This window comes from Mesorhizobium sp. WSM4816 (genome assembly GCF_055811535.1).
The window spans coordinates 1-19,018 of the sequence record NZ_JBVVQR010000057.1 but is presented as its reverse complement, the minus strand read 5'-3'; the positions used below and the strand labels follow the sequence as shown (position 1 = coordinate 19,018).

Annotated in this window: 20 protein-coding genes, 1 tRNA gene and 2 pseudogenes; 5 read left to right on the top strand and 18 right to left on the bottom strand. The window is 60.4% G+C overall.

Annotation, left to right across the window (positions count from 1 at the left end; genetic code table 11):
- Nucleotides 1-9: 9 nt before the first annotated feature.
- From AC0L3H_RS31470 to AC0L3H_RS31445, 6 genes are all read right to left on the bottom strand, one after another.
- Complete coding sequence (locus AC0L3H_RS31470; protein ID WP_473495556.1) at nt 10-1,578, bottom strand: FAD-dependent monooxygenase; 1,569 nt, start codon at nt 1,576-1,578, stop codon at nt 10-12.
- Nucleotides 1,579-1,580: 2 nt separating this feature from the next.
- Complete coding sequence (locus AC0L3H_RS31465; RefSeq protein WP_473588063.1) at nt 1,581-2,720, bottom strand: efflux RND transporter periplasmic adaptor subunit; 1,140 nt, start codon at nt 2,718-2,720, stop codon at nt 1,581-1,583.
- A 685-nt stretch (nt 2,721-3,405) separates the two neighbouring features.
- A tRNA-Ser gene (locus AC0L3H_RS31460) sits at nt 3,406-3,495 on the bottom strand.
- 73 nt (nt 3,496-3,568) lie between these two features.
- Nucleotides 3,569-3,943 (bottom strand): tyrosine-type recombinase/integrase, encoded by a 375-nt coding sequence (locus AC0L3H_RS31455; RefSeq protein WP_473588062.1) that lies wholly within the window; start codon nt 3,941-3,943, stop codon nt 3,569-3,571.
- A gap of 111 nt (nt 3,944-4,054) precedes the next feature.
- A complete protein-coding gene (locus AC0L3H_RS31450; protein WP_287363242.1) occupies nt 4,055-4,348 on the bottom strand; it encodes a hypothetical protein in 294 nt (97 codons plus the stop codon).
- A 625-nt stretch (nt 4,349-4,973) separates the two neighbouring features.
- On the bottom strand, nt 4,974-5,525 hold the full coding sequence (locus AC0L3H_RS31445; protein WP_473588061.1) for a sunset domain-containing protein: 552 nt from the start codon (nt 5,523-5,525) through the stop codon (nt 4,974-4,976).
- 437 nt (nt 5,526-5,962) lie between these two features.
- Between AC0L3H_RS31445 and AC0L3H_RS31440 the strand changes: the two genes are divergently transcribed.
- Entirely contained in the window at nt 5,963-6,124 is a 162-nt protein-coding gene (locus tag AC0L3H_RS31440) for a hypothetical protein (RefSeq protein ID WP_473588060.1), read from the top strand.
- A 52-nt stretch (nt 6,125-6,176) separates the two neighbouring features.
- Here the strand turns inward: AC0L3H_RS31440 and AC0L3H_RS31435 are convergent, their stop codons facing one another.
- The 6 genes and pseudogenes from AC0L3H_RS31435 to AC0L3H_RS31410 form a co-directional block, all read right to left on the bottom strand.
- A complete protein-coding gene (locus AC0L3H_RS31435) occupies nt 6,177-6,374 on the bottom strand; it encodes a hypothetical protein (RefSeq protein WP_027154407.1) in 198 nt (65 codons plus the stop codon).
- A 200-nt stretch (nt 6,375-6,574) separates the two neighbouring features.
- Nucleotides 6,575-7,774, bottom strand: coding sequence for a PAS domain-containing sensor histidine kinase (locus AC0L3H_RS31430; RefSeq protein WP_473588059.1), 1,200 nt, complete (start codon nt 7,772-7,774; stop codon nt 6,575-6,577).
- A 9-nt stretch (nt 7,775-7,783) separates the two neighbouring features.
- Nucleotides 7,784-8,572 carry an alpha/beta fold hydrolase gene (locus AC0L3H_RS31425; protein WP_473495563.1) on the bottom strand — a complete coding sequence of 263 codons (789 nt, stop codon included), beginning with the start codon at nt 8,570-8,572 and terminating at the stop codon, nt 7,784-7,786.
- Between the two features lie 965 nt (nt 8,573-9,537).
- Nucleotides 9,538-9,879 (bottom strand): annotated as a pseudogene (locus tag AC0L3H_RS31420) (ISNCY family transposase); the annotation flags it as partial.
- Nucleotides 9,880-10,150: 271 nt separating this feature from the next.
- Nucleotides 10,151-10,972 carry a class I SAM-dependent methyltransferase gene (locus tag AC0L3H_RS31415; RefSeq protein WP_473588058.1) on the bottom strand — a complete coding sequence of 274 codons (822 nt, stop codon included), beginning with the start codon at nt 10,970-10,972 and terminating at the stop codon, nt 10,151-10,153.
- 15 nt (nt 10,973-10,987) lie between these two features.
- A complete protein-coding gene (locus tag AC0L3H_RS31410) occupies nt 10,988-11,806 on the bottom strand; it encodes a methyltransferase domain-containing protein (RefSeq protein ID WP_473588057.1) in 819 nt (272 codons plus the stop codon).
- A gap of 146 nt (nt 11,807-11,952) precedes the next feature.
- On the opposite strand from AC0L3H_RS31410, the gene AC0L3H_RS31405 reads away from it, so the two are divergent.
- Nucleotides 11,953-12,852: a LysR family transcriptional regulator gene (locus tag AC0L3H_RS31405; RefSeq protein ID WP_473588056.1), complete on the top strand. Its 900-nt coding sequence runs from the start codon at nt 11,953-11,955 to the stop codon at nt 12,850-12,852.
- A 740-nt stretch (nt 12,853-13,592) separates the two neighbouring features.
- On the opposite strand, the gene AC0L3H_RS31400 is transcribed toward AC0L3H_RS31405, so the two are convergent.
- The 4 genes and pseudogenes from AC0L3H_RS31400 to AC0L3H_RS31385 all read right to left on the bottom strand — a co-directional run bounded on the left by AC0L3H_RS31400 (nt 13,593) and on the right by AC0L3H_RS31385 (nt 15,902).
- Nucleotides 13,593-14,681, bottom strand: a complete 1,089-nt coding sequence (locus AC0L3H_RS31400; RefSeq protein ID WP_473495567.1) for an NAD(P)H-dependent flavin oxidoreductase — start codon at nt 14,679-14,681, stop codon at nt 13,593-13,595.
- A gap of 44 nt (nt 14,682-14,725) precedes the next feature.
- A complete protein-coding gene (locus AC0L3H_RS31395; protein ID WP_473588055.1) occupies nt 14,726-15,010 on the bottom strand; it encodes a methyltransferase in 285 nt (94 codons plus the stop codon).
- 20 nt (nt 15,011-15,030) lie between these two features.
- Nucleotides 15,031-15,207: pseudogene (locus AC0L3H_RS31390) on the bottom strand (SRPBCC domain-containing protein); the annotation flags it as partial.
- A gap of 401 nt (nt 15,208-15,608) precedes the next feature.
- On the bottom strand, nt 15,609-15,902 hold the full coding sequence (locus AC0L3H_RS31385) for a hypothetical protein (RefSeq protein ID WP_287363242.1): 294 nt from the start codon (nt 15,900-15,902) through the stop codon (nt 15,609-15,611).
- Between the two features lie 788 nt (nt 15,903-16,690).
- Here AC0L3H_RS31385 and AC0L3H_RS31380 point away from each other — a divergent pair.
- The 3 genes from AC0L3H_RS31380 to AC0L3H_RS31370 all read left to right on the top strand — a co-directional run bounded on the left by AC0L3H_RS31380 (nt 16,691) and on the right by AC0L3H_RS31370 (nt 18,235).
- Complete coding sequence (locus tag AC0L3H_RS31380; protein ID WP_473495569.1) at nt 16,691-16,987, top strand: hypothetical protein; 297 nt, start codon at nt 16,691-16,693, stop codon at nt 16,985-16,987.
- Nucleotides 16,988-17,145: 158 nt separating this feature from the next.
- Nucleotides 17,146-17,313, top strand: coding sequence for a hypothetical protein (locus AC0L3H_RS31375; protein WP_473588054.1), 168 nt, complete (start codon nt 17,146-17,148; stop codon nt 17,311-17,313).
- A gap of 622 nt (nt 17,314-17,935) precedes the next feature.
- Nucleotides 17,936-18,235, top strand: a complete 300-nt coding sequence (locus tag AC0L3H_RS31370) for a hypothetical protein (protein WP_473588053.1) — start codon at nt 17,936-17,938, stop codon at nt 18,233-18,235.
- A gap of 106 nt (nt 18,236-18,341) precedes the next feature.
- On the opposite strand, the gene AC0L3H_RS31365 is transcribed toward AC0L3H_RS31370, so the two are convergent.
- The gene (locus AC0L3H_RS31365; RefSeq protein WP_473495571.1) at nt 18,342-18,566 is read right to left on the bottom strand and encodes a hypothetical protein; all 225 of its coding nucleotides are present in this window, start codon (nt 18,564-18,566) and stop codon (nt 18,342-18,344) included.
- A 29-nt stretch (nt 18,567-18,595) separates the two neighbouring features.
- On the bottom strand, nt 18,596-18,781 hold the full coding sequence (locus AC0L3H_RS31360) for a hypothetical protein (RefSeq protein WP_473495572.1): 186 nt from the start codon (nt 18,779-18,781) through the stop codon (nt 18,596-18,598).
- Nucleotides 18,782-19,018 lie beyond the last annotated feature (237 nt).

Below are 19,018 nucleotides of genomic sequence, written 5' to 3'. Positions count from 1 at the left end.
TGTGGCAATTCAGGCCAGGCTGTGCATGGTGCCCGGCACACGGTAGGGCGCGCGATCGGCCGTCCTCGGCCTTATTGCGAGGCCGGCGAGATAGCGCTGGAAGCTGGCTGCCTCCTGTACCGGCGAGGCGAGGGCGACATGGCCGTCCGGCCTCACCAGGTAGGCTGCGTCGCGCTGCAGGCCGGCTTTCGCGGCTGCGTCCGACCAGGCGAAGGCGTGGATCGGGATGCCGCTCGGCGCGAGCATCGCCCGGAAATCGCAGCTGAGCTCGCCATAGACATGGACCTGCCAGTCGAGTGTCCGCAGCGGCTCGAAATTGTCCCCGTCGGCACGGACGACGTAGGGCAGGCGGTCGCCGCCGCTGACCTTGCCCGCTATGCCCGCGCTGATCGGCCCGGCGCGATACTGGATCGCTGCCTGCGAGATCACGCCGAAGAAGGCGCGCGAGCCGAACGAGGTGTGCAGCGCGATGTTCAGGATCTTCGGCATCAGGTAGCGCCGGAACACACCCATGAGCCGAGAGCGGCTGGTGGCGATGCGGAATGCCTGGTCGGTGCTTTCGATCAGCTTGCGAGCAAAGGCGATACGTTCCGGCTCGTAGCTGTCGAGCAGGCGCGGATCGGCCCGGCGCTGTACTACCGCCGCGAGCTTCCAGGCGAGGTTCACCGCATCGCCCATCCCGGTGTTCATACCCTGGCCGCCGGCCGGGCTGTGGATGTGGCCGGCATCGCCTGCGAGGAACACGCGGCCGGCACGGAAACGTTCGGCGACGCGATGATGGACGCGGTAGGTCGAGAACCAGTTGACCTCGTGGACCTTGACGCCGGTGTCGCGTTCGATATCGGCGCGGATCCCCTCGAAGGTAATCGTCTCGTCGGCCTCATGCGCCTTCGGCACGATGCCGATCAGCCTGACAGAACCGGACTGCCGGACAGGCATGACGATCGCGAAGCCATAGGTGCTGATTGTCGTGTCCATGCCGTTGCGGGTGATGTCGCCGCTGCCCTTCACGTCGGCAACATAGAAAGACTGTTCGTAGGTGCCTCCGGGGAAGCCGATGTTCAGCCCGTGGCGCACGGCGCTGCGGGCGCCGTCGCAACCCGCGAGAAAGGCCGCGCTGACGGTTTCGGTCCGGCCATTCTTGCTCAGCGTGGCGATGACCGCTTCGCCCTTGTCCTGGAAAGCCACGAGCTCCGTGCCGCGCTCGACCTCCACGCCGGCGCGCTCCAGATGCGTGATCAGCAGGCGCTCATGGATGTCCTGCGGCAGCGCGAAGGCGAAGGAATAGGGGCTGATGCCGCGGCCGAAGTCGGACAGCGGCAGCTGAGCTGCGACGCCCGCCGGCGTATGCACGGTGAGCCGCTCGAGCCGGATGCCTTCGGCAAGGACATCCTCAACGATGCCGATCTGGCGGTGGAATTCCAGCGTGCGCGCCTGCACGGCAAGCGCCCGCGAGGTTTCACCGGGAGCTGCGGCCTTGTCGAAGATGCGCACCGGCACGCCCAGCCTGGTCAGCCAGAGCGCAAGCGTCAGGCCGGTCGGGCCGGCGCCGGCAATCAGGACCTTTGTCTTAGACATGGTCATTTTCCTTCTCCCTCAATGGTACGAACTTTCTCGTGTTCCCGCAGCCGGTTTACGCCGGCGGTGACGACGAGGTCGCCCTGGACAAGTCCCTCGCTGATCACTATGCGGTCGATCTCATAGCGAGCAACCGAGACCGGCTTGAGCTCCACCGCCGACGAGGCGGACACGACCCAAACGGCCGGCTTGCCGTCCTTGTCGAACAGCGCGCTGCCCGGCAGCACCATGACCGATGTGCCACCAATGTCAGCGCGGCCGGCGACGCTTGCGCCGAAGCGCATTTCGTCGGGCGCATTCTCGATAGCGACCTTCACCTGGAAAGTGCGGGTCGCTGCGTCCGCCATTGGCGCAATTTCACGGATGCTGCCGACAGCCGTGATCGCCGGATTGCTGAGCAGCGAGACGGTGACCTGCGGCAGCCGCTTGCCGTGGGGTGTGTTGGCGAAGGCAGCTTCCGCGATCGAGAACACCGCGTCGCGGCTCTGCGGATCGGCAACGCGTACCACCATTTGCCCGACATTGACGGACTGGCCGGCTTCGGCGCCGGTGGCAGTGACGATGCCGTCGAACTCCGCATGCAGTTCAGTGTAGCCGAGCTGGTCCCTGGCCATCTCGAAGGCGATGTTCGACGATTTCAGCTTGGCCTGTGCCGAGCGCAGATTCTTCAGCGTCGCGTCATAATTGGCGCGTGTCGTGAAACCCTTGGCGAGCAGCGCGCCGATGCGGGCCTCGGCAGCGCTTGCCTCGACAATCACGGCCTGCGCCGCCGCGACATCGGCTTCGGCGCTGGCGAGCCGATTGCGATAATCCTGGTCTTCGATGCGGGCGAGCACCTCGCCCTTCTTCACCGTCGCGCCGATCTCGGCGACGCGTTCGACGAGCTTACCCGAGACGCGAAAACCGAGATCGCTTTCGAGCCGCGGGCGTATCTCGCCGATGGCGATGCGAGTATCGGCGTTGCGTGTCGGCGCGACCGCTACCGTCTTGACGAGCTTTGTCTCGGGGGCGGCGGTTTTCACGTTCGAGGCCTCGCTTCTGGCTCCATGCCAGACCATCGCGGCGCCACAGGCAAGGACGGCGATCGAGCCGGCGACAAGGCGGCGCCTCAGCAGGCGGTTGAGAAAAACTGTGGCAATCATTTTGTCTCCATGACCAAGGTTGCGGTCGCGCGGGGAGGATGCGGCAACCGGAAAAGCGTTGGCTGGCTGAGAGAATTTCGGGCGTTGCGGCCGGTCTTTCGCCAGCCCGATGTTCTTGCCGCTTTGGACCCAAAAAATCCCGATCGGTTTTTGAAAATTTTCTGATGTTTGCCTGAGAAGCGGTTCGCTTCACTAGCGACAGGTCGATGCCGCAGCCAAAGCTTTCGCGAGGAGATGTAATTAACCAAGCGACGGAGGTGTCGCCAGTTATTGACGCACGCAGAATTGTTTGCGGCGTTTTTTTAGATCCGGTTTCGGTGCAAAGCGGTCGGCGCTACGCTGTGTGAAAGGGTCGGCTTTCTAGCCCAATCATCTAGAAAGCAGGCACTCCGCTTGCGGTCCAAAATGCGACGTCTTTTCGGCTGAAAGTTTTTTAGATGCATTCGCCTAGTGAGAGTTCACGCAACCTGCTGGGGTTTGACACACTGCAAGTATCTGAAATTGTTCAGTAGATAGCTGAGAACCAAAACTGCGAGGTTGACAGCTTTGGAGAATATCCGCCGAGAGAACGAGTGCTCAGCGGAAATATGCGGGGATGTGGTTGTTAGCTTTTCTTCGCGAAGCCGCAGTTCTGCAGGATTGCTGCGCTCTCCTACGACCCAGAGAATGTTGGGGCAGGGTGGATTGGCGGAGGGAGTGGGATTCGAACCCACGGTGGGCTTGCACCCACGCCGGTTTTCAAGACCGGTGCCTTAAACCGCTCGGCCATCCCTCCAAGTAGTTGACTTTAAAGTGCTTTCTGCCTCGTTGCGGTTTGCTCAAAAGGCGGTTTGCTACGCACTTTGCAACTATATGGTCTTTCGACTTGCGCTTATAGCTACCTGCAACGCCGCGTCAACTTGCTCTGCCGCGTCAGCCTGCATGCCGGGCATGACATGGGAATACAGATCCAAGGTAATCCCGATTGTCGAGTGCCCCAAGCGTTCGCTGGCGACCTTTGGATGAACGCCGGCCGATAGCATCTGCGTCGCGTGGGTGTGCCGAAGGTCATGAAAGCGGATGCGGGGCAGGGCGGTCTTGCCCAAGACGCGCACCCACTCATGCGTAAGCGACCTTGGCTGCAATGGTGAACCGTCCACCTGGGCAACAACGAAGCTCTCGCCATTGGGACGCAGGCCAAGACGTAGCAGCTCCGCCGCGAGACGCCCCGGTGCCGTATTCAACTGCGGGTTTCTTTAACGCTCGACGTCACCCCCTTGAAGGCTTCTCTCGCTTTTCTCCGTGAAGAGCGGGGCAGAGACGTCGCGCGAACAGACATTGGATCAAAAGCCGGCTCACGGGAAATCGAAATGCTGCCATTCCACGCATCGATGGACCCGACATTGACCCTCAAGCGTCTGGACATAGGAGGCGACGGGCACGGCGGGCCGGTCGCACTCATTGCCAAATTGGCGGACATATCGATCATAGGTGTTGCGGCCGGTGGTCAGGACGACCGCGCGCCGGCTCTGGATCAGCTGCTGCGTCTGTTCGCAAGTCATGGTGCGCGCATCCGGCCGGGCGTAAGCCATGCTTGTGGCGGCGAACAGGATCGCCGCGGCTGTCGATACGATTGGGCGAGCTGGCATGGCACATCCTCACAAGGGTCGTACTAACGCGCACCGTCGCCCGTGGTTCCGCACCTTCACCCGAAGCCGCATCTCAAGCAAGGGGCTGTTACTGCGGCGGCAAAGTGGTTGAAGCGTTCCAGAGGAGCGGCGTGTGCTTTTGGAAGTCTATGCAGCCCGCCTTACCGATGTACGGCGGGCTTTTTTGTTGTCTGGGGGGAACACGATCTGGCGACAATGGTTCGGTGCGGCAACAAAGCGCCGTACCGTCAGATCGAGGACAGGGGATGCGGGAAAGGCAAGGCTTAACCGTAAAGAAAGACACGACCGACAGGAGCGCACGTCGGATGCTGCGCGGGCATTAATAGACATTGATCGCGTCGCACGAGATGCAAAGACGGCTCGGCTGCGGGAGCAACGACTTAAAGCCGAGACTGCTCTCCCTGCTGCATCGGCACCGAAACCCAAGCGGAATTCGAAGACCAAGAAGTCGTAGTAGGCGCGCTGCACCTGGCGCCCTCGAATCGGCCGCGGTCCTCTCCGCAGGCCGCGCGGGTCAATCGAATCGACGGCCGATGCGCAAAGGTCGAGCGTGGAATAGCTGTGCGGTTTGATGGTGCGGGATTTTAGGCGCTTGATTACTTGCTCAGCGTATCGTCTGCCGCTTCAGCCGGCTTTTCAGTAGCCGAGCTTCATCATTTGACGTCATCGCCTTGCCTTCCGCCAAGCCGGCCGCCTGAGCATCGGCCTCTGAACAAAACCACCGCTCCCCACTCACTTGGCTGATACGGGTTTGCGAATAGTATTTCTGCCCGGGCACGTGATAGATGCGCTCGCCTTTGGCCGAGATGTTGCCCTTGAGGCTGCAGCCACCAAGAAGGCCGAAGCCGGTCGATTGCTCGCTGATGGTCTCGACCTTGTCGGCATTCGCATCACGCCAGTCCCATGGTTGATCGAAGCGGCCCTGCCAAACACCGCGATGCGCGGCCTTGGCTGAGACTTGCTCAGCGGCGAATGCCCCGTTCGAATAGCGAGGCCAGTCTAGAGGAAAGCAAACTGGGAGCGGATTTTTCCAATGTTTTCCCCGGTGTGGGAATTCCCACAGCCGAGCCTGGTCCGGCTGGCATATCCTTGTTGCAACATCCAGGCCTGCGCAGAAGCCATAAGGTGTCCCGCGATGGGTCAATAAGTCTGGCACGGCAGTTGCATGGTCAGGTATGGAGGAATGGGGCGGAGGCCCGTCGCTTCGCAAATGTAGCGGCGGGTCTTCTGCATAGAGGTCGCGTCCCAGTCTACGCGCTGCCGTCCGTCTCGCTTTCCTCGTCTATCGCCCGGACCGGCAGTAAGCAGCTGTAGGTATCGGCGATTAAGCCTGTTTCAGGCTGTCAAAATCTCAGTGATGCGGCACCCCCCCTGGGCACCCCCGCGAGCAATTTCGGCCTCACATTTTTATTGCTGCCGGCCTCGCGTAATTGCATGCGAAACTCGGGCAGTGGGCCGATTGGGCGCTTAGTTCCACCTTCCCGACCCCCAAAGGTACGAGCCCTTACCCTTAGCATAGATAAACAGGCTTAATTGACTTTTCCCGTTGGGTAAGCGCCCTATTGCTGCACTGCACAAAGGAGTTTGGGGCATATGGCACTGCGGATCAAGCTGCCGAGCGGCACGCTTAAGGTAAAAGCCTATCGCGAATTGCGAACACGGGAGCGCGATCGGGACGTCCCGGTCATGAAGATAGGCTCGATGTACCTGATTTGGTGGTCGAACAAGCAGGATGGCAACCGCAAGAGAGCTTGAACCCGAATCCCTGTGATTATCAAAAGCCGGGACGCGGGAGGGCAAAGGCTCTCTAGGCGGACATCTCTTTGATGATTTCGTCGAGTAATGCGATATCGTTCAACGCTGCCAATTCCAACGGATCGCTGGCCTGCTCAAGCGTCCTTGGTTGAGGGACGCCGCCCGGCGCTAGCGGCGCGTAGCTTGCCACGAGGATATCTCGATACTGCCTCAGCAAGCCGAGCGCCTGATCGATGGTTGCCTGTTTCATGTGTGGGACACTATCACATAGCGTACGAGTGCCGTGGAGCGCGCTTGATTATGGTCCGTTCAAAATCCGAAGCGTGAGGCGTCGTCCGCACCAACCAGGGCAAGTGGGCCCGATACATCCAGCCAGTATATTCGGCGTAATCGTTGGGTGACCCTCATTCTTCTGTCCGTTACCGCTTCTTATCCCGGGATACACTACGGCTATTTCGGTTCTGAGCCCGCAAGGGGCATCCGGAAAGTAAACCGTGTCTCTATCTCGGAAGAGTCTACCGTCAGAGTTCCTCCATGCGCTTTCGCAATTTCCGAGGCGATGTGAAGACCCAGCCCAAGCCCCTGTTGGCTGCGTGCTTCGCCACGAAAGAAGGGCTGAAAGAGACGCTGCATGGCAGCTTGGGAAATGGGTTTGCCGGCGTTCGCCACCGAGAGGACTAATTCGCCCCGCTCAGCGACGGCTCGAATCTTTATCACGTGATTTCGGTCGCCGTGGGTCAGTGCATTGCCGAGGAGATTGGACGCCAGTTGGCCGATCCTCACGCGGTCACAAGGGACCGGTGCCAGAATCGAAAAGTCCGCCTCGATGTTCGCGTCTGGCGAGGCTGCGCGGAGTTCTCCGACAACCTGCTCTAAGACCGGCTGCAAGGGTTCGTCCTGGATATTTAGGCCGATGCCGCCGCCAAGGCGCCCCCGCGCGAAGTCAAGAACGTTGTCGATAAGGCCCGACATTCGCAGAATGCTGCCTTGAAGAAGGTCCAACAACCGTTCTCCCTGCGGGCTCAGACTCTCCCCCCGCAACATCCGGATCCCGCCACCGAACGAAGAAAGTGGATTACGGAGATCGTGCCCGAGTATCGCGATGAACTGCTCCCTCAGTTCCGACATCTCACGCTCGCGCATGAGGTTTTCCTCCATCCGAAAGCGTTCCTCGACTGCGTTCCGGATCCGTGTCTCGAGGGTGGCGTTCAAGGCTTGAAGTTCGCGCTTCGCCGCCTCCGCCGCCGCCCTTGCCTCGACCAGTTCACGTTCATATCGCCGGCGGTCAGCCGCTTTGAATATCGTGATGCGGGTAAACAGCAGCTCTCCTTCATCGTTGCGACGCTCCTTGGCGTTCGCCAAAACAGGAATTCTCGCGCCGTCCTTTGCGATGAAATCGAGCGCCACCTCATTGAAGAAACCCTGTATGCGCAGCAGGGGAGCGAAATGTGTTTCAAAGAAAATGCGGCCCGAGATGTTCAGCAGATCGTGGAACCTTTTTCCGCAAAGCTCCTCCCGCGAAAATCCAACCCAGGCAGAGAGCGTCACATTTGCCCTGATAATGCGACCGTCGGGCTGCAATGACATGTAGCCGCAGGGCGCATTCTCATAAAGATCTTCGAGATCATCCTCTGCGGGTGTTGCGGCCATATCGTCGGATCAGATGAAAGCTTGAATGGACGAAATTACTTCCTTCGGCGCGCTCAGGTTTGGACAGTGGCCGGTCGCATTCAGGATGACCAGTTGGCTGTGCGGCAGATGGCGGTGCACATAACGCCCAACGTCTTCCGACGCGATGATGTCCTCACGACACTGGAGAACAAGAGATCGAACCTGGACTCTCGGTAGGTCAGCGCGATTGTCCGACATGAAGGTCACGCGCGCGAATTCCTTTACGATGTCAGGATCCGTCCGGCAGAAACTGTTCGTCAATTCCTGCGCTAGCTCAGGGCGATCAGGATTTCCCATTATGGCGGGCGCCATCGTTGCCGACCAGCCCATATAGTTGTCGGCCAGCGAATCCAGCAGTTCTTCAATCTGAATTTGAGTGAAGCCGCCGACATAATCCCCATCATCGATATAGCGAGGCGAAGGGCCAACGAGGACCAGGCTTTCGAACATCTTCGGCGCTTGGAGTGACGCCAGGACGCCGATCATCGCACTCACTGAATGCCCGACGAAAATTGCATCATGCAATTCCAGCTCTCGGCCGATCTCGACGAGGTCATCTGCATAGCCCGAAAGGGAAGCGTACTTTTCGGAATTGTAAGCCGCCAGATCGGAACGGCCGGAACCAACGTGGTCGAAAAGCACAACCTTAAAGCCTTCTTCGAAGGCCGGGTACACCAAGCGCCACATGTTCTGATCGCAGCCAAAGCCGTGAGCAAAGATTATTGGACGATTGCCCGAGCCGGATACGCGAACGTTGTTTCGGCGAACAGTGGACAAACTAGCTCCTAAGGTTTCCTATACGACGTTCCGCGAAGGTGCACGACCCCGGATCATGCGCCAGGTTGTTGTAACGCTTTTCATATGGTCGCCTTGGCGGCCCAGACAATAGCTGACGGGAAACCACTGCGCGGCAAGGAGTTTAGTCGCCTTCCTCGGATACGGAGCTTGGGCCGCCGCTCTCATCTGGGACGACCTCGGCGACTTCCGAGAGGGTCTCTACACTGGTCCAGGCTTGCTTGAGCTCAGAAGCCGCAAGCACCATCAGTGTATGCCGTCTCGCGCCTTTCCCAACCGGCCGCTTGGGCCTGCTCGCATAGGTTTTGGAATAAGGACACGCGATCGCGAAATTGACGCGACAGGTGTGCGATTGGTTGCGACTTGCAGGCCGACCTGTGCGAGGCCACTTGGCGGACGGCGACCGACCGTCTGTTCTTGGGCGATGCAGTCGCCACGGGCTGAAATCGAGCGTAAGCTTTCGGGGAACCGCAGAAAGGGATTACGTCCGAGATGAAGTCGGGAGCGGAACGACCGCTTCAGCCAAATGCCCCCGAACGCGGACTGACTGCCTTCGGCCCTGAATGCGACACCTTTGATTCGGCTCGGAAAGGCTGCTCGGGGCGCAACTGATCACGTGAACGAAGCCGATGTTTGTTCGCTCATGTTGCAACCAAGTTCGAATGTCGCGGCGCCAGCAAAGTAGAAATGTCGCATGGCGGTGGGGGCGGCCACAACGAGAGCGCCCGATCGGGCGTCAGCTGGTCGGGATTGCGCAGCCCAATCGGGTGCGGTTCAGTCAGGCACCCCTCGGCTAGATTAGAGAGCCGCTGCTACGGACTAGCTTCGTTGGCTGGCGTCGACCGCAGCGGGATCCGATAATCGCTCAGCATCGTGACGACATCGGCGATCCGATTCTTGTCACTCTCCGTCAGCCGCAGATCGACCTCAACGGATGCGCGCCCGACTTCCGGTACGGGCGCCTCAGTGGGCGCTTGCTCACGCCGGTAACCAGGCGGCCTGCCGGGCTTGCGACCGCGTTTCACATAACCGTTGCTCTCAGCGCCATCAGGGGTTCCGAACATGTGGTCGGTGTGGCCGGTGCGGCGCGGCCCGCGTTGGCTGCGCTGCAGATCGCGGCCGACCTGCATCTCGGCAACCATCTCGAGGGCGGCGTCCAGCCACTTGTTCTCGACGATCGCCGAACGGTGAACCGAGCGCAGTTTATCGAAGGCTCTGTAGGGCAGGGCGACACCCTCATGCATGATCTCGAGACGGCCATCAGGATAGTCGCAGACGACCACCTTCTTGCAGCCGGCGCGGGCGATACTTGATAAATATGGGGTGGTGTTGGATGGGTGCGACGGAGTGTTGCCCTCATGGAACGACGCCTGGCTACTATCGTCGAATTTCCGAGGCCGCCGCTCATGCTGCCGGAAGCGTTTCTCTTGTCCTTCGTCGACCTGTTTGGGAACAGCAGCTTTGCACGGAGAGCGCGCCGTCACCTGCCGTTGCCCAGATTTGACCCACTTAGAACGCCATCCAGGAGGCTCGTTGCTTACAAGGGTTGTGAGGGATCATTTAGCCTTTGGCTGTCGCCAGATTGGTGCTGAGCTCGAAAGCGGTTCCCGATCTATAGGTGTACTGCTGCAGCACGGACTCACTTTCGCTCACGATCTCGTCCACGACGCGCTTGCGTTCCTGATCGCCCATTTCCTTGCCTGCGGAACTCATCCCGACCAGCGCCATCGCATTCAACCGCGGCAAGGGTACGCTTTCCACGAAATGGATGGTGCGCGATATCGTCCTTGAACGGACGTCGTGGAAGCCGGCATCTCGTAGCAGCGCCTCAAGCGGGGCAGCGTCCCCTAAGCTGTACCGCTGATCGGCGATGGCGCCCAGATGGCGCTCCGCGACGCGGCGCAGCTCCCGAAAGAACGGTATTTCATCGTCGGAACGCCACGTGGCCACTGCCAGCCTTCCATCCTTCGCCAGCGCGCGACGCATCTGCGCTGCCGCCGCGGGTTTGTCAGGAAAGAACTGTATTCCTTGCTGGCAGACGACCACGTCGAACTGCTCTCCGACGCGAAGAGGCAGTGCGCTGGCATTGCCTTCGCGCCAGTCGATGGCTGGTTCCACAGACCGCGCCACGACAAGCATGTCCGGGCTGATATCGACGCCGACGACATATCCGGCTTCACCGAGCCGCTCTCTTGCAACGCGCGCCACTATTCCTGTTCCGCAAGCGATATCGAGGACGCGATCGCCTGAAGACAATGCCAGCTCGTCAAGAGTCATTTCGGCCCATGGCCGGAAGAGAGGACCGACGAGCCACCGCTCGTACATCTCCGGGAAGCTTGCCTGGTTCATTGCATAGCTGGGCAAGGTCGCCGTTGCTTCCATTGCAATCCTCCAATCTCAAATCGTCCCACGCGGCGGCTTGCAGGCTGTGAGGCTTGCGTAGGCGATGTGGCCAAAGAAGGTTCCCGTTTCCACGCGGCGGCGTGCTTCCGACTTTAAGGCGGCCGCCGTTGCTTCACCAATCACGCTCGACGCATGCAGAATGTCGGCACCTCGGTCGATAACGGACAGCATATAGGCGCCGCCGCCGGTTTCCGCGTAGCCGTGGCTTTGGAAGTCCGCCTCTTCGAATCCGCCGGCACGCACGAGCGATGGAAGTCGGCGCATCAGCCAGCGGTCGTTCACTGAGTTGGCCATCATGGCAGCGACGCAGGCCTGCAGCGCATCGTGATCGCCAAGCGCGACAGTCGTGGTCGCATAGTCGCCGTCAAACACCGCGAGCGAGCCGCCCGGCCGCAGCACGCGGTGGGCCTCCGCGAGCGCTCGCTCTGGCCCGGGGACGTGTGAGAGAGTGGAGTCGAAGATGACGACGTCGAACACGTCGTCGCCGAATGGGAGAGATCGCCCATCGGCTTCCTGGAAGGTCACGTTGGCAAGATTGCAAGCCAATCTCTGCGCCTCGCGGATCAGCGATGCCGCCGGGTCGATGCCCACTACCGCTTTGACGTTGGGCCAGCCTGCAAGTACCCGTGTCAGCACGCCCGCTCCGCAGCCCACCTCCAGGACATGCGCACTTGTGGGAAACTTGATGCCGGAAAGAAACACGCGCCGCATCGCCTGTTGTTGCGGGTCCGCGCCTCGCGTCTCAAGGACGCCGGCAAGGCGCTCCTGCACGGAAGACTCAAGCTCGGCGACAGTGGCCCAGACGTCAGGCATCAGATCACCTCCACCAATGGAAACCCTGGGCGCGAGGGACCGCTCGCCTCCGGGCTTCCCAGCCGAGCATACCGACACCGCGAGCTCGAAAGAAATGCTATTGTCTCATCGGCTTGATGCCTGATGCGCATCAGCGGAAATGCACCATGGAGATGCATGAGGTCCGATACTTTCTTGCCGCTTGCGAGACCTTGAACTTCCACAAGGCCGCGGCGCGGTGCCATGTCACACAGTCGGCGCTCACGCGGGCCATTCAGAAGCTGGAGGCGGAGCTTGGGTCGCATCTGTTCCGCCGCGAGCGCAACGGCGTCCAGCTCTCCGACTTCGGGCGGCTGATGCGACCGCATCTTGAAGAGATCCTAGGGCGCACCAAGAACGCACAGGAGGTGGCACGAAGCTTCCTCAGACTCGAAGCCGCATCTCTGACGCTAGGTGTAATGTGCACGATCGGCCCGTTACGCTTCGTGGGGTTCCTGAACGCGTTCCGCGCCTCTCACCCAAGCATCGAGATAGGCGTCGTCGAGAGTGTTCCTTCCCGGCTCGGCGAACTCCTCCTCGACGGTTCGCTCGACATTGGCCTCATGGCGCAACCAGGTCCCTTTGATCCACGGCTGAGCGTGGAGCCGATATATCAGGAGCGGTTTGGGCTGGCCTTTCCAACCGGCCACCGGTTCGAGCAGCGGAACATACTCCATGTTACCGACGTTGCCGGCGAGCCCTATCTCGATCGCATCAACTGCGAATACGCCAACCATATCGACGAACTTTGCGTCGAGCGCGGCATCAAGTTTCAGGTCGCCTACCGGAGCGAGCGGGAGGACTGGATCATGGCCATGATCGCAGCCGGCATGGGCGTCTGTTTCGCGCCCGAATTCTCGGCCATGCTGCCTGGTGTCTGCCACCGCCCGGTCGCAGATCCCGATGTTGTACGCGAGGTCTCGCTTGTCTCGGTCGAGGGCCGGCCGCTTTCGCCCGCGGCCTCGGCCTTCGCCAAAGCAGTGCGCGATTACAACTGGAGCACTGGAGGCAATCCAGCGGCGGCGTAACGAGTATAAACGCGAGGCTGTGCCGACGCTGGTGATCAGCCTGCTCGTCAGCGCGGCCAAAGTGTCGCAGCGTCGCTGAACGGGTGGCGTTCAACTGATCGCGCACCGTGAGGTGCGAGCGTGATCGGTGGGAGCACAAATCAAACTCCGATGCCTTGGGGACCGCCTTTACGCCGCTCTCCGCGCTATTTGGGCTACCGTTACGAACGCGTGATGCCGCCCTTGGTCAGCCGCCTTCGGCTCATCGATGCCGGTGAACCTGAGCCGGAAATTCCGGTGTGGATGCTGCCGGACGTCGCACAAATGGGGAGCAGCCAATCCCGCGAGCTCAAACCGCGCCTGTGCGGCCCGACGTGCCCCGCAGTACCTGTCAGCCGCCCGGCATGAACTGCACGGCTTCATCGGCAGAGGGAAATTCCCCGACCCCAGCCAAGCCCTCGGTAGCGCACTCGATGTTTGGCCCAGCGGATGATCCCGTCACGGTCGATCAAGAACTGGCCCTTGAGTGAGCTCGGGCAATTTGGAGCGCCTTCATGAACTCGGGGTCGCAGTCGGCTTTGGAACGCCATGGTGAATTCGGGATCAGCCGTCAGGCATATCCCTCAGATGTGTGAAAGCTCTAAGTGCTGATTTGAGTGCGCCAGGGGCTTACTCACAGCCGCTGGCCGCCGCCGCACCATCTGACCAACCGCGGCCCCCGGAGTTCATTCAGTCTGAATTTCAACTTAGAGACTGCCCGGTCAGCCGAGCCGATCGGGCACCTGCAGCCCCATCAGTTGTGTCGCGTCCGCGGCCCATTTCAGCGTCAGTTCTCTCGCCGGCAACGGTTTGCCGAGCGCGGCTGACTGTCCGGCCCACAGCGGCGAGAAATCGCCTGAGCCTGTTCCCTCGGCCTTGGCCCTGAGGGGCATGATGGCGGGGGTGGCGAGCGGGAAGTCCGGGATGCTAACGCCGAGCGGCCCCATTTCGCGCATGAAGCGATTGACGATAGCCCGTGCCGGACGCCCGGTGAACACGTTGGTAAGTGCCGTCCCGTCATCACGTGCATTTGCCAGCGCGCTTTTATGGACGGCGCTGGCCAGAGACTCCGGACAGCGCAGATAGGCGGTGCCGATCTGCACGGCCGAGGCGCCGAGCATGAAGGCAGCGGCGATGCCGCGCCCGTCAGCAATGCCGCCTGCCGCAATCACCGGCGCCGAGACTGCATCCGTCACCTGCGGCACCAGCGCGAATGTGCCGGGCTGGCTCGAACTGTCCGAGCCTAGAAAAACTCCGCGATGGCCGCCTGCCTCCGCGCCTTGCGCGATGATTGCGTCGCAGCCACGCGCCTCGAGCCAGCGCGCTTCTTCGACCGTCGTCGCCGAGGCGATCACTTTCGCGCCGGTGGCTTTCACCCGCTCCAATAGGTCTGGCTCCGGCAGGCCGAAGTGGAAGCTGACCACTTCCGGTGAAAGCTCCTCGACGATGGCGCATCCCGACTCCCTGAAGGTAATGGGCGCTGGACCGGAGGGAATCGCATCGGCATCGATGCCGAACTCGCTGTAATAGGGCGCGAGGCGCTTGCGCCAGGCCGCTTCGCGATCCGCATCGGCAACCGGCGGCACATGGCACATGAAATTGAGGTTGATTGGCCGGCTGGTGCGTTGCCGGACGATACCGAAGTCAGCGCGTATCTTGTCGTCGGCCAGCATGGCACATGGCAGCGAGCCGAGCCCGCCCGCTTCGCAGACCGCGACCGCCAGTTCAGGCCCGGACGAAGCCGCCATCGGCGCCTGCAGGATCGGCAGCTCGATGCCGAAAAGATCAAGGATGCGTCGGTCCGGCCACATGGTGCTTTCCCCCGTCCACTAGCATGACGGTTTCGGACTCGAGATCAGGCTACCATACCGTTTGCCCAAATTCCATAATTTGAGTAGCCAAGTACCAACTGCAAGGATTGTAGACGACGGCATTCAGGCGCCAGATCGTGCCGACCGATCGATGGCGCGACAGTTATGTCCCCCTCTTCGACAACCACGTCGTCGGCACCGTATCCTGACAGGATATCTGGCGCGACCGCTGCGATCGTTGGGAGTTCCATCAGCGTCGCCGCAATCTGCGGCCGCCCCTCGCGAAGTCCGACGAGAATGGTCCCGGGGCCCCCGCCGATGTCGATCACCTAACCGATCGCCGAAAGGTCTATCTCCCAGGCCAGATCTCGGCCGAAAATCTGTCCAGCTGCTCGAACTGCTCGGGCATCCCACCCTCCATCCCGGCGATGGCGTTGTCGAGAGATTCCTTCGAGGGATAGAGTTCGTGCAGGACCAGCAGCGTCTTGCCGCCTTTTTCCTCGAAGGTCACTGTGGTCACGGCAGCGTGTATCGAAGCGACGAAGATTTCCCAAAGAGGGGCGGGAGCAGCGACGAACTGTTGCCGCAGGCCGCAGAAGGCAATCAGAAATACCGCTCCGATTATGTTGCTCGAAAGCAGCACGGAAATTGGGCCAACCTGGCGCGACGCGATCTTGGCAGCGAGGTCCGTCAGATCCCATGGTGAGGCCGGAAAAGCCTCCGAGCAGGAGCCACATACCTGCCGCTTCGATTGAGGTTAGGAACTGCCTTCCAGTCCTGAAGCTCCACGTCAATGGAGCGTCCGCGGGTCCGAGCGAGAGGAATTCGAAGTAAGACACAACGCTGAACCTAGCCACCTCTTCATGCTGGAACGAGCGCAGATGCGCCAGCGTCGCCTGCGCGCTCAACGTCAGCCTTATCTGCGGCTCACGGGAAATCGAAATGCTGCCATTCCACGCATCGATGGACCCGACATTGACCCTCAAGCGTCTGGACATAGGAGGCGACGGGCACGGCGGGCCGGTCGCACTCATTGCCAAATTGGCGGACATATCGATCATAGGTGTTGCGGCCGGTGGTCAGGACGACCGCGCGCCGGCTCTGGATCAGCTGCTGCGTCTGTTCGCAAGTCATGGTGCGCGCATCCGGCCGGGCGTAAGCCATGCTTGTGGCGGCGAACAGGATCGCCGCGGCTGTCGATACGATTGGGCGAGCTGGCATGGCACATCCTCACAAGGGTCGTACTAACGCGCACCGTCGCCCGTGGTTCCGCACCTTCACCCGAAGCCGCATCTCAAGCAAGGGGCTGTTACTGCGGCGGCAAAGTGGTTGAAGCGTTCCAGAGGAGCGGCGTGTGCTTTTGGAAGTCTATGCAGCCCGCCTTACCGATGTACGGCGGGCTTTTTTGTTGTCTGGGGGGAACACGATCTGGCGACAATGGTTCGGTGCGGCAACAAAGCGCCGTACCGTCAGATCGAGGACAGGGGATGCGGGAAAGGCAAGGCTTAACCGTAAAGAAAGACACGACCGACAGGAGCGCACGTCGGATGCTGCGCGGGCATTAATAGACATTGATCGCGTCGCACGAGATGCAAAGACGGCTCGGCTGCGGGAGCAACGACTTAAAGCCGAGACTGCTCTCCCTGCTGCATCGGCACCGAAACCGAAGCGGAATTCGAAGACCAAGAAGTCGTAGTAGGCGCGCTGCACCTGGCGCCCATATGCACCGATCGGCCCATGGGGCGCGGGCTCTGCTCACACACGGAACACCAGGCGCGGGTGCGCGTTTCGCCGGCATGAGGCAACTTCTCAGTGAGTTGGCCGCTTTGGCAGATCCAGGTTTTTGGGTCGCGCTAGCGGTTGTTCTGGTCCCCTACGCCATCGGCGTCGCACTGCTGGTCTGGGTGGCTGGTTGACGGTTGGTTGTGTCGTTCCCCGGCCGCCGCCCCTTGCCCTTCTTCGACCGGTAAGCTTGGAACATAAGTGAGGCAGAGAACATTGTTGGCGCCATGGACAAGAACGATGGCGACAATCCTCCTGAGTGGTTTCCGGGCAACCTGCCCGATGATCCAGTAATCCTAGCCGATATCACGAAAAGAATTTCGAGAGAGATCGACGGTAAAATTGGGCCGGACGGTTTGGCGGTCACGGAGGCCAGGCGGGGTCGCAATCTGGTTGAGGAATGGGAAGAAGCTGACCCCGCCCTCGACAGCCAGCCGCCCGTGGTTCCGTTGTTTCTGGTTCTGTATGCGCTCTCGATGTTGGGCTTGGCAGCGTACGCCCTCGCTAGTTGGTATCTTCCATAGCGCGCTTTGAGTTTCCGTTGCGCCAGCCTCTGGCAATATAAGCCGAGCGATTCCTAATAGAGGCGCGGACTTTCCAGTTCAGAGCCGTAAGGTGCTCATTTAGTCACGCGCTTGGGAACAAGCGCGAGATAAGGAAGTTTGGCGTAAGGAGCTTTCCTATGGCTGACGAACAGGATAGGGCGCCGAACAACATTGATATCGTCGTTCGACGCTTGGTCAAAGAAACCGGCATTACCGAAGAACAGGCCCGAGAGCTTATCTTGTTCCTCGGGCTCCATTGGGCATCGCTGCTCCGGGAAGCAAAGGCCCTAGCTGCCAAGCGGTAGGCGGGTTCGTCAGTTATAATCGCGGCCCTAGTGAACGACTAAGCGTCTCGCCCGCCGAAAGGCGCGGCGGTTTTTTTGGTTGTCCGAGATGTCCTGAAGCGTATTATGTTTTAGCCGGAGGGGGTGGTATGCCGATTTATCGAAAGGCTAAAGAATTTGACGTGTTCAGTGCATCCGAAGTAGCTACGCTGGGCCGTGTGTTCGACCGGCTCAAGAGAGAGGGCGACTCCGAACATCTACGTGAGGCTCTCGCATCCCGAATTCTCGCAAACTACTCGGCTGGTATTACGGACGAGGAAGAACTCGTCTCCGCCTCCAAACTACCTCTGGGGCGCTAGCTGTCCGGCTACCGGCTCAGCCTTTCAACCGTCTCAATTATGGCCTTCGCAAGCGCTTCGCCCTCGTGGACCGGCTCGGGACCATAGAGCAGCAAGACAGCTTCTTCGCTCGGCAGCACGCCGGCAGGTCGGGACTCAAACCCGATCGGGGGGTCCGCGCTCTCCGGCAGAGGCGCGGGCTTTTCGGTTGACAGCCCGAAGCTCGTGGCGCCGTGCCGGGTCTTGGTCAAAATTTTACATTACCAACTTGGAACATAAGCGAGGCAGAGAGCATTGTTGGCGCCATGGACAAGAACGATGGCGACAATATTCCTGAGGGGTTTCCGGGCAACCTGCCCGAGGATCCAGTTATCCTAGCCGATATCACGCAAAGAATTTCGAGAGAGATCGACGGTAAAATTGGGCCGGACGGTTTGGCGGTCACGGAGGCCAGGCGTGAACGCAATCTGGTTGGGGAATGGGAAGAAGCTGACGCCGCCCTCGACAGCCAATCGTCCGTAGTTCCGTTTTTCCTGGTTCTGTATGCGCTCTCAATGTTGGGCTTGGTAGGGTACGCCATCGCTTACTTTTTATGGCGTGCGTGAGTTTCCTTCTCTCATTTAACTCACAGGCGGCAGCGCCCCGAGGGAGTTGATTTCCTTCATGGTCAACCTCGACATGGAACAAGCCACGCTGCCTCACGGTGGCGGGCTACCTACCTTGCAGGTCGCTAGTCAAAACTCTAACGCGGCCCATCTCGTCCAACTGCCCTGCATCGTACTTTTTAGATGCCATTTCACGGACGGCATCAAACCCGAAGTCTGCGATCGCTTCGGTCGATGTCACGACGAGGACACGCTCTGTTCCATCAAAGGCTTCAAGCCACAACTCGAACCGCTCAGTGGTTCCGTCTTCGCCAGTAAAAACCAGACCCATATGCCCTCTCCCAGACCAAATAGGAGGGTCTACTGTTCTACCGGAAGCGGTTGGTGCTCCGGCCCGGCATGGTGAAGCACCTGGCCAAGATCGCGCTTGTCGAAGTCCTGTCCACAAACGGGGCAATGCTCGAAATGCTCCGCCTCGGGCTTGATTGGCTGGTCGTGGTCCTTGCCTCGATATCCCGTGCCTTCGTTGTTGGTCCGGTATCTCACTTTCGCTCCCGCAGTACCCTCGCGGCTGATATCAGGGCTTCACGATCGTTGCCGTTGACCTCGATGAGCTTCGGATCGGTGGCAACACCGGAGACGGAATTTTGTTGCTGCAGCCCTGCGGAATCACGTTCTATTCGCTCTGGCTATTGTAAGCCAGCAACCTAGAATCGAATCGGTGCGTAAAATTGTAAGTACCGGCGTCGGCCGGCTTGAGTTCATCCGACCGATGATGCCCAC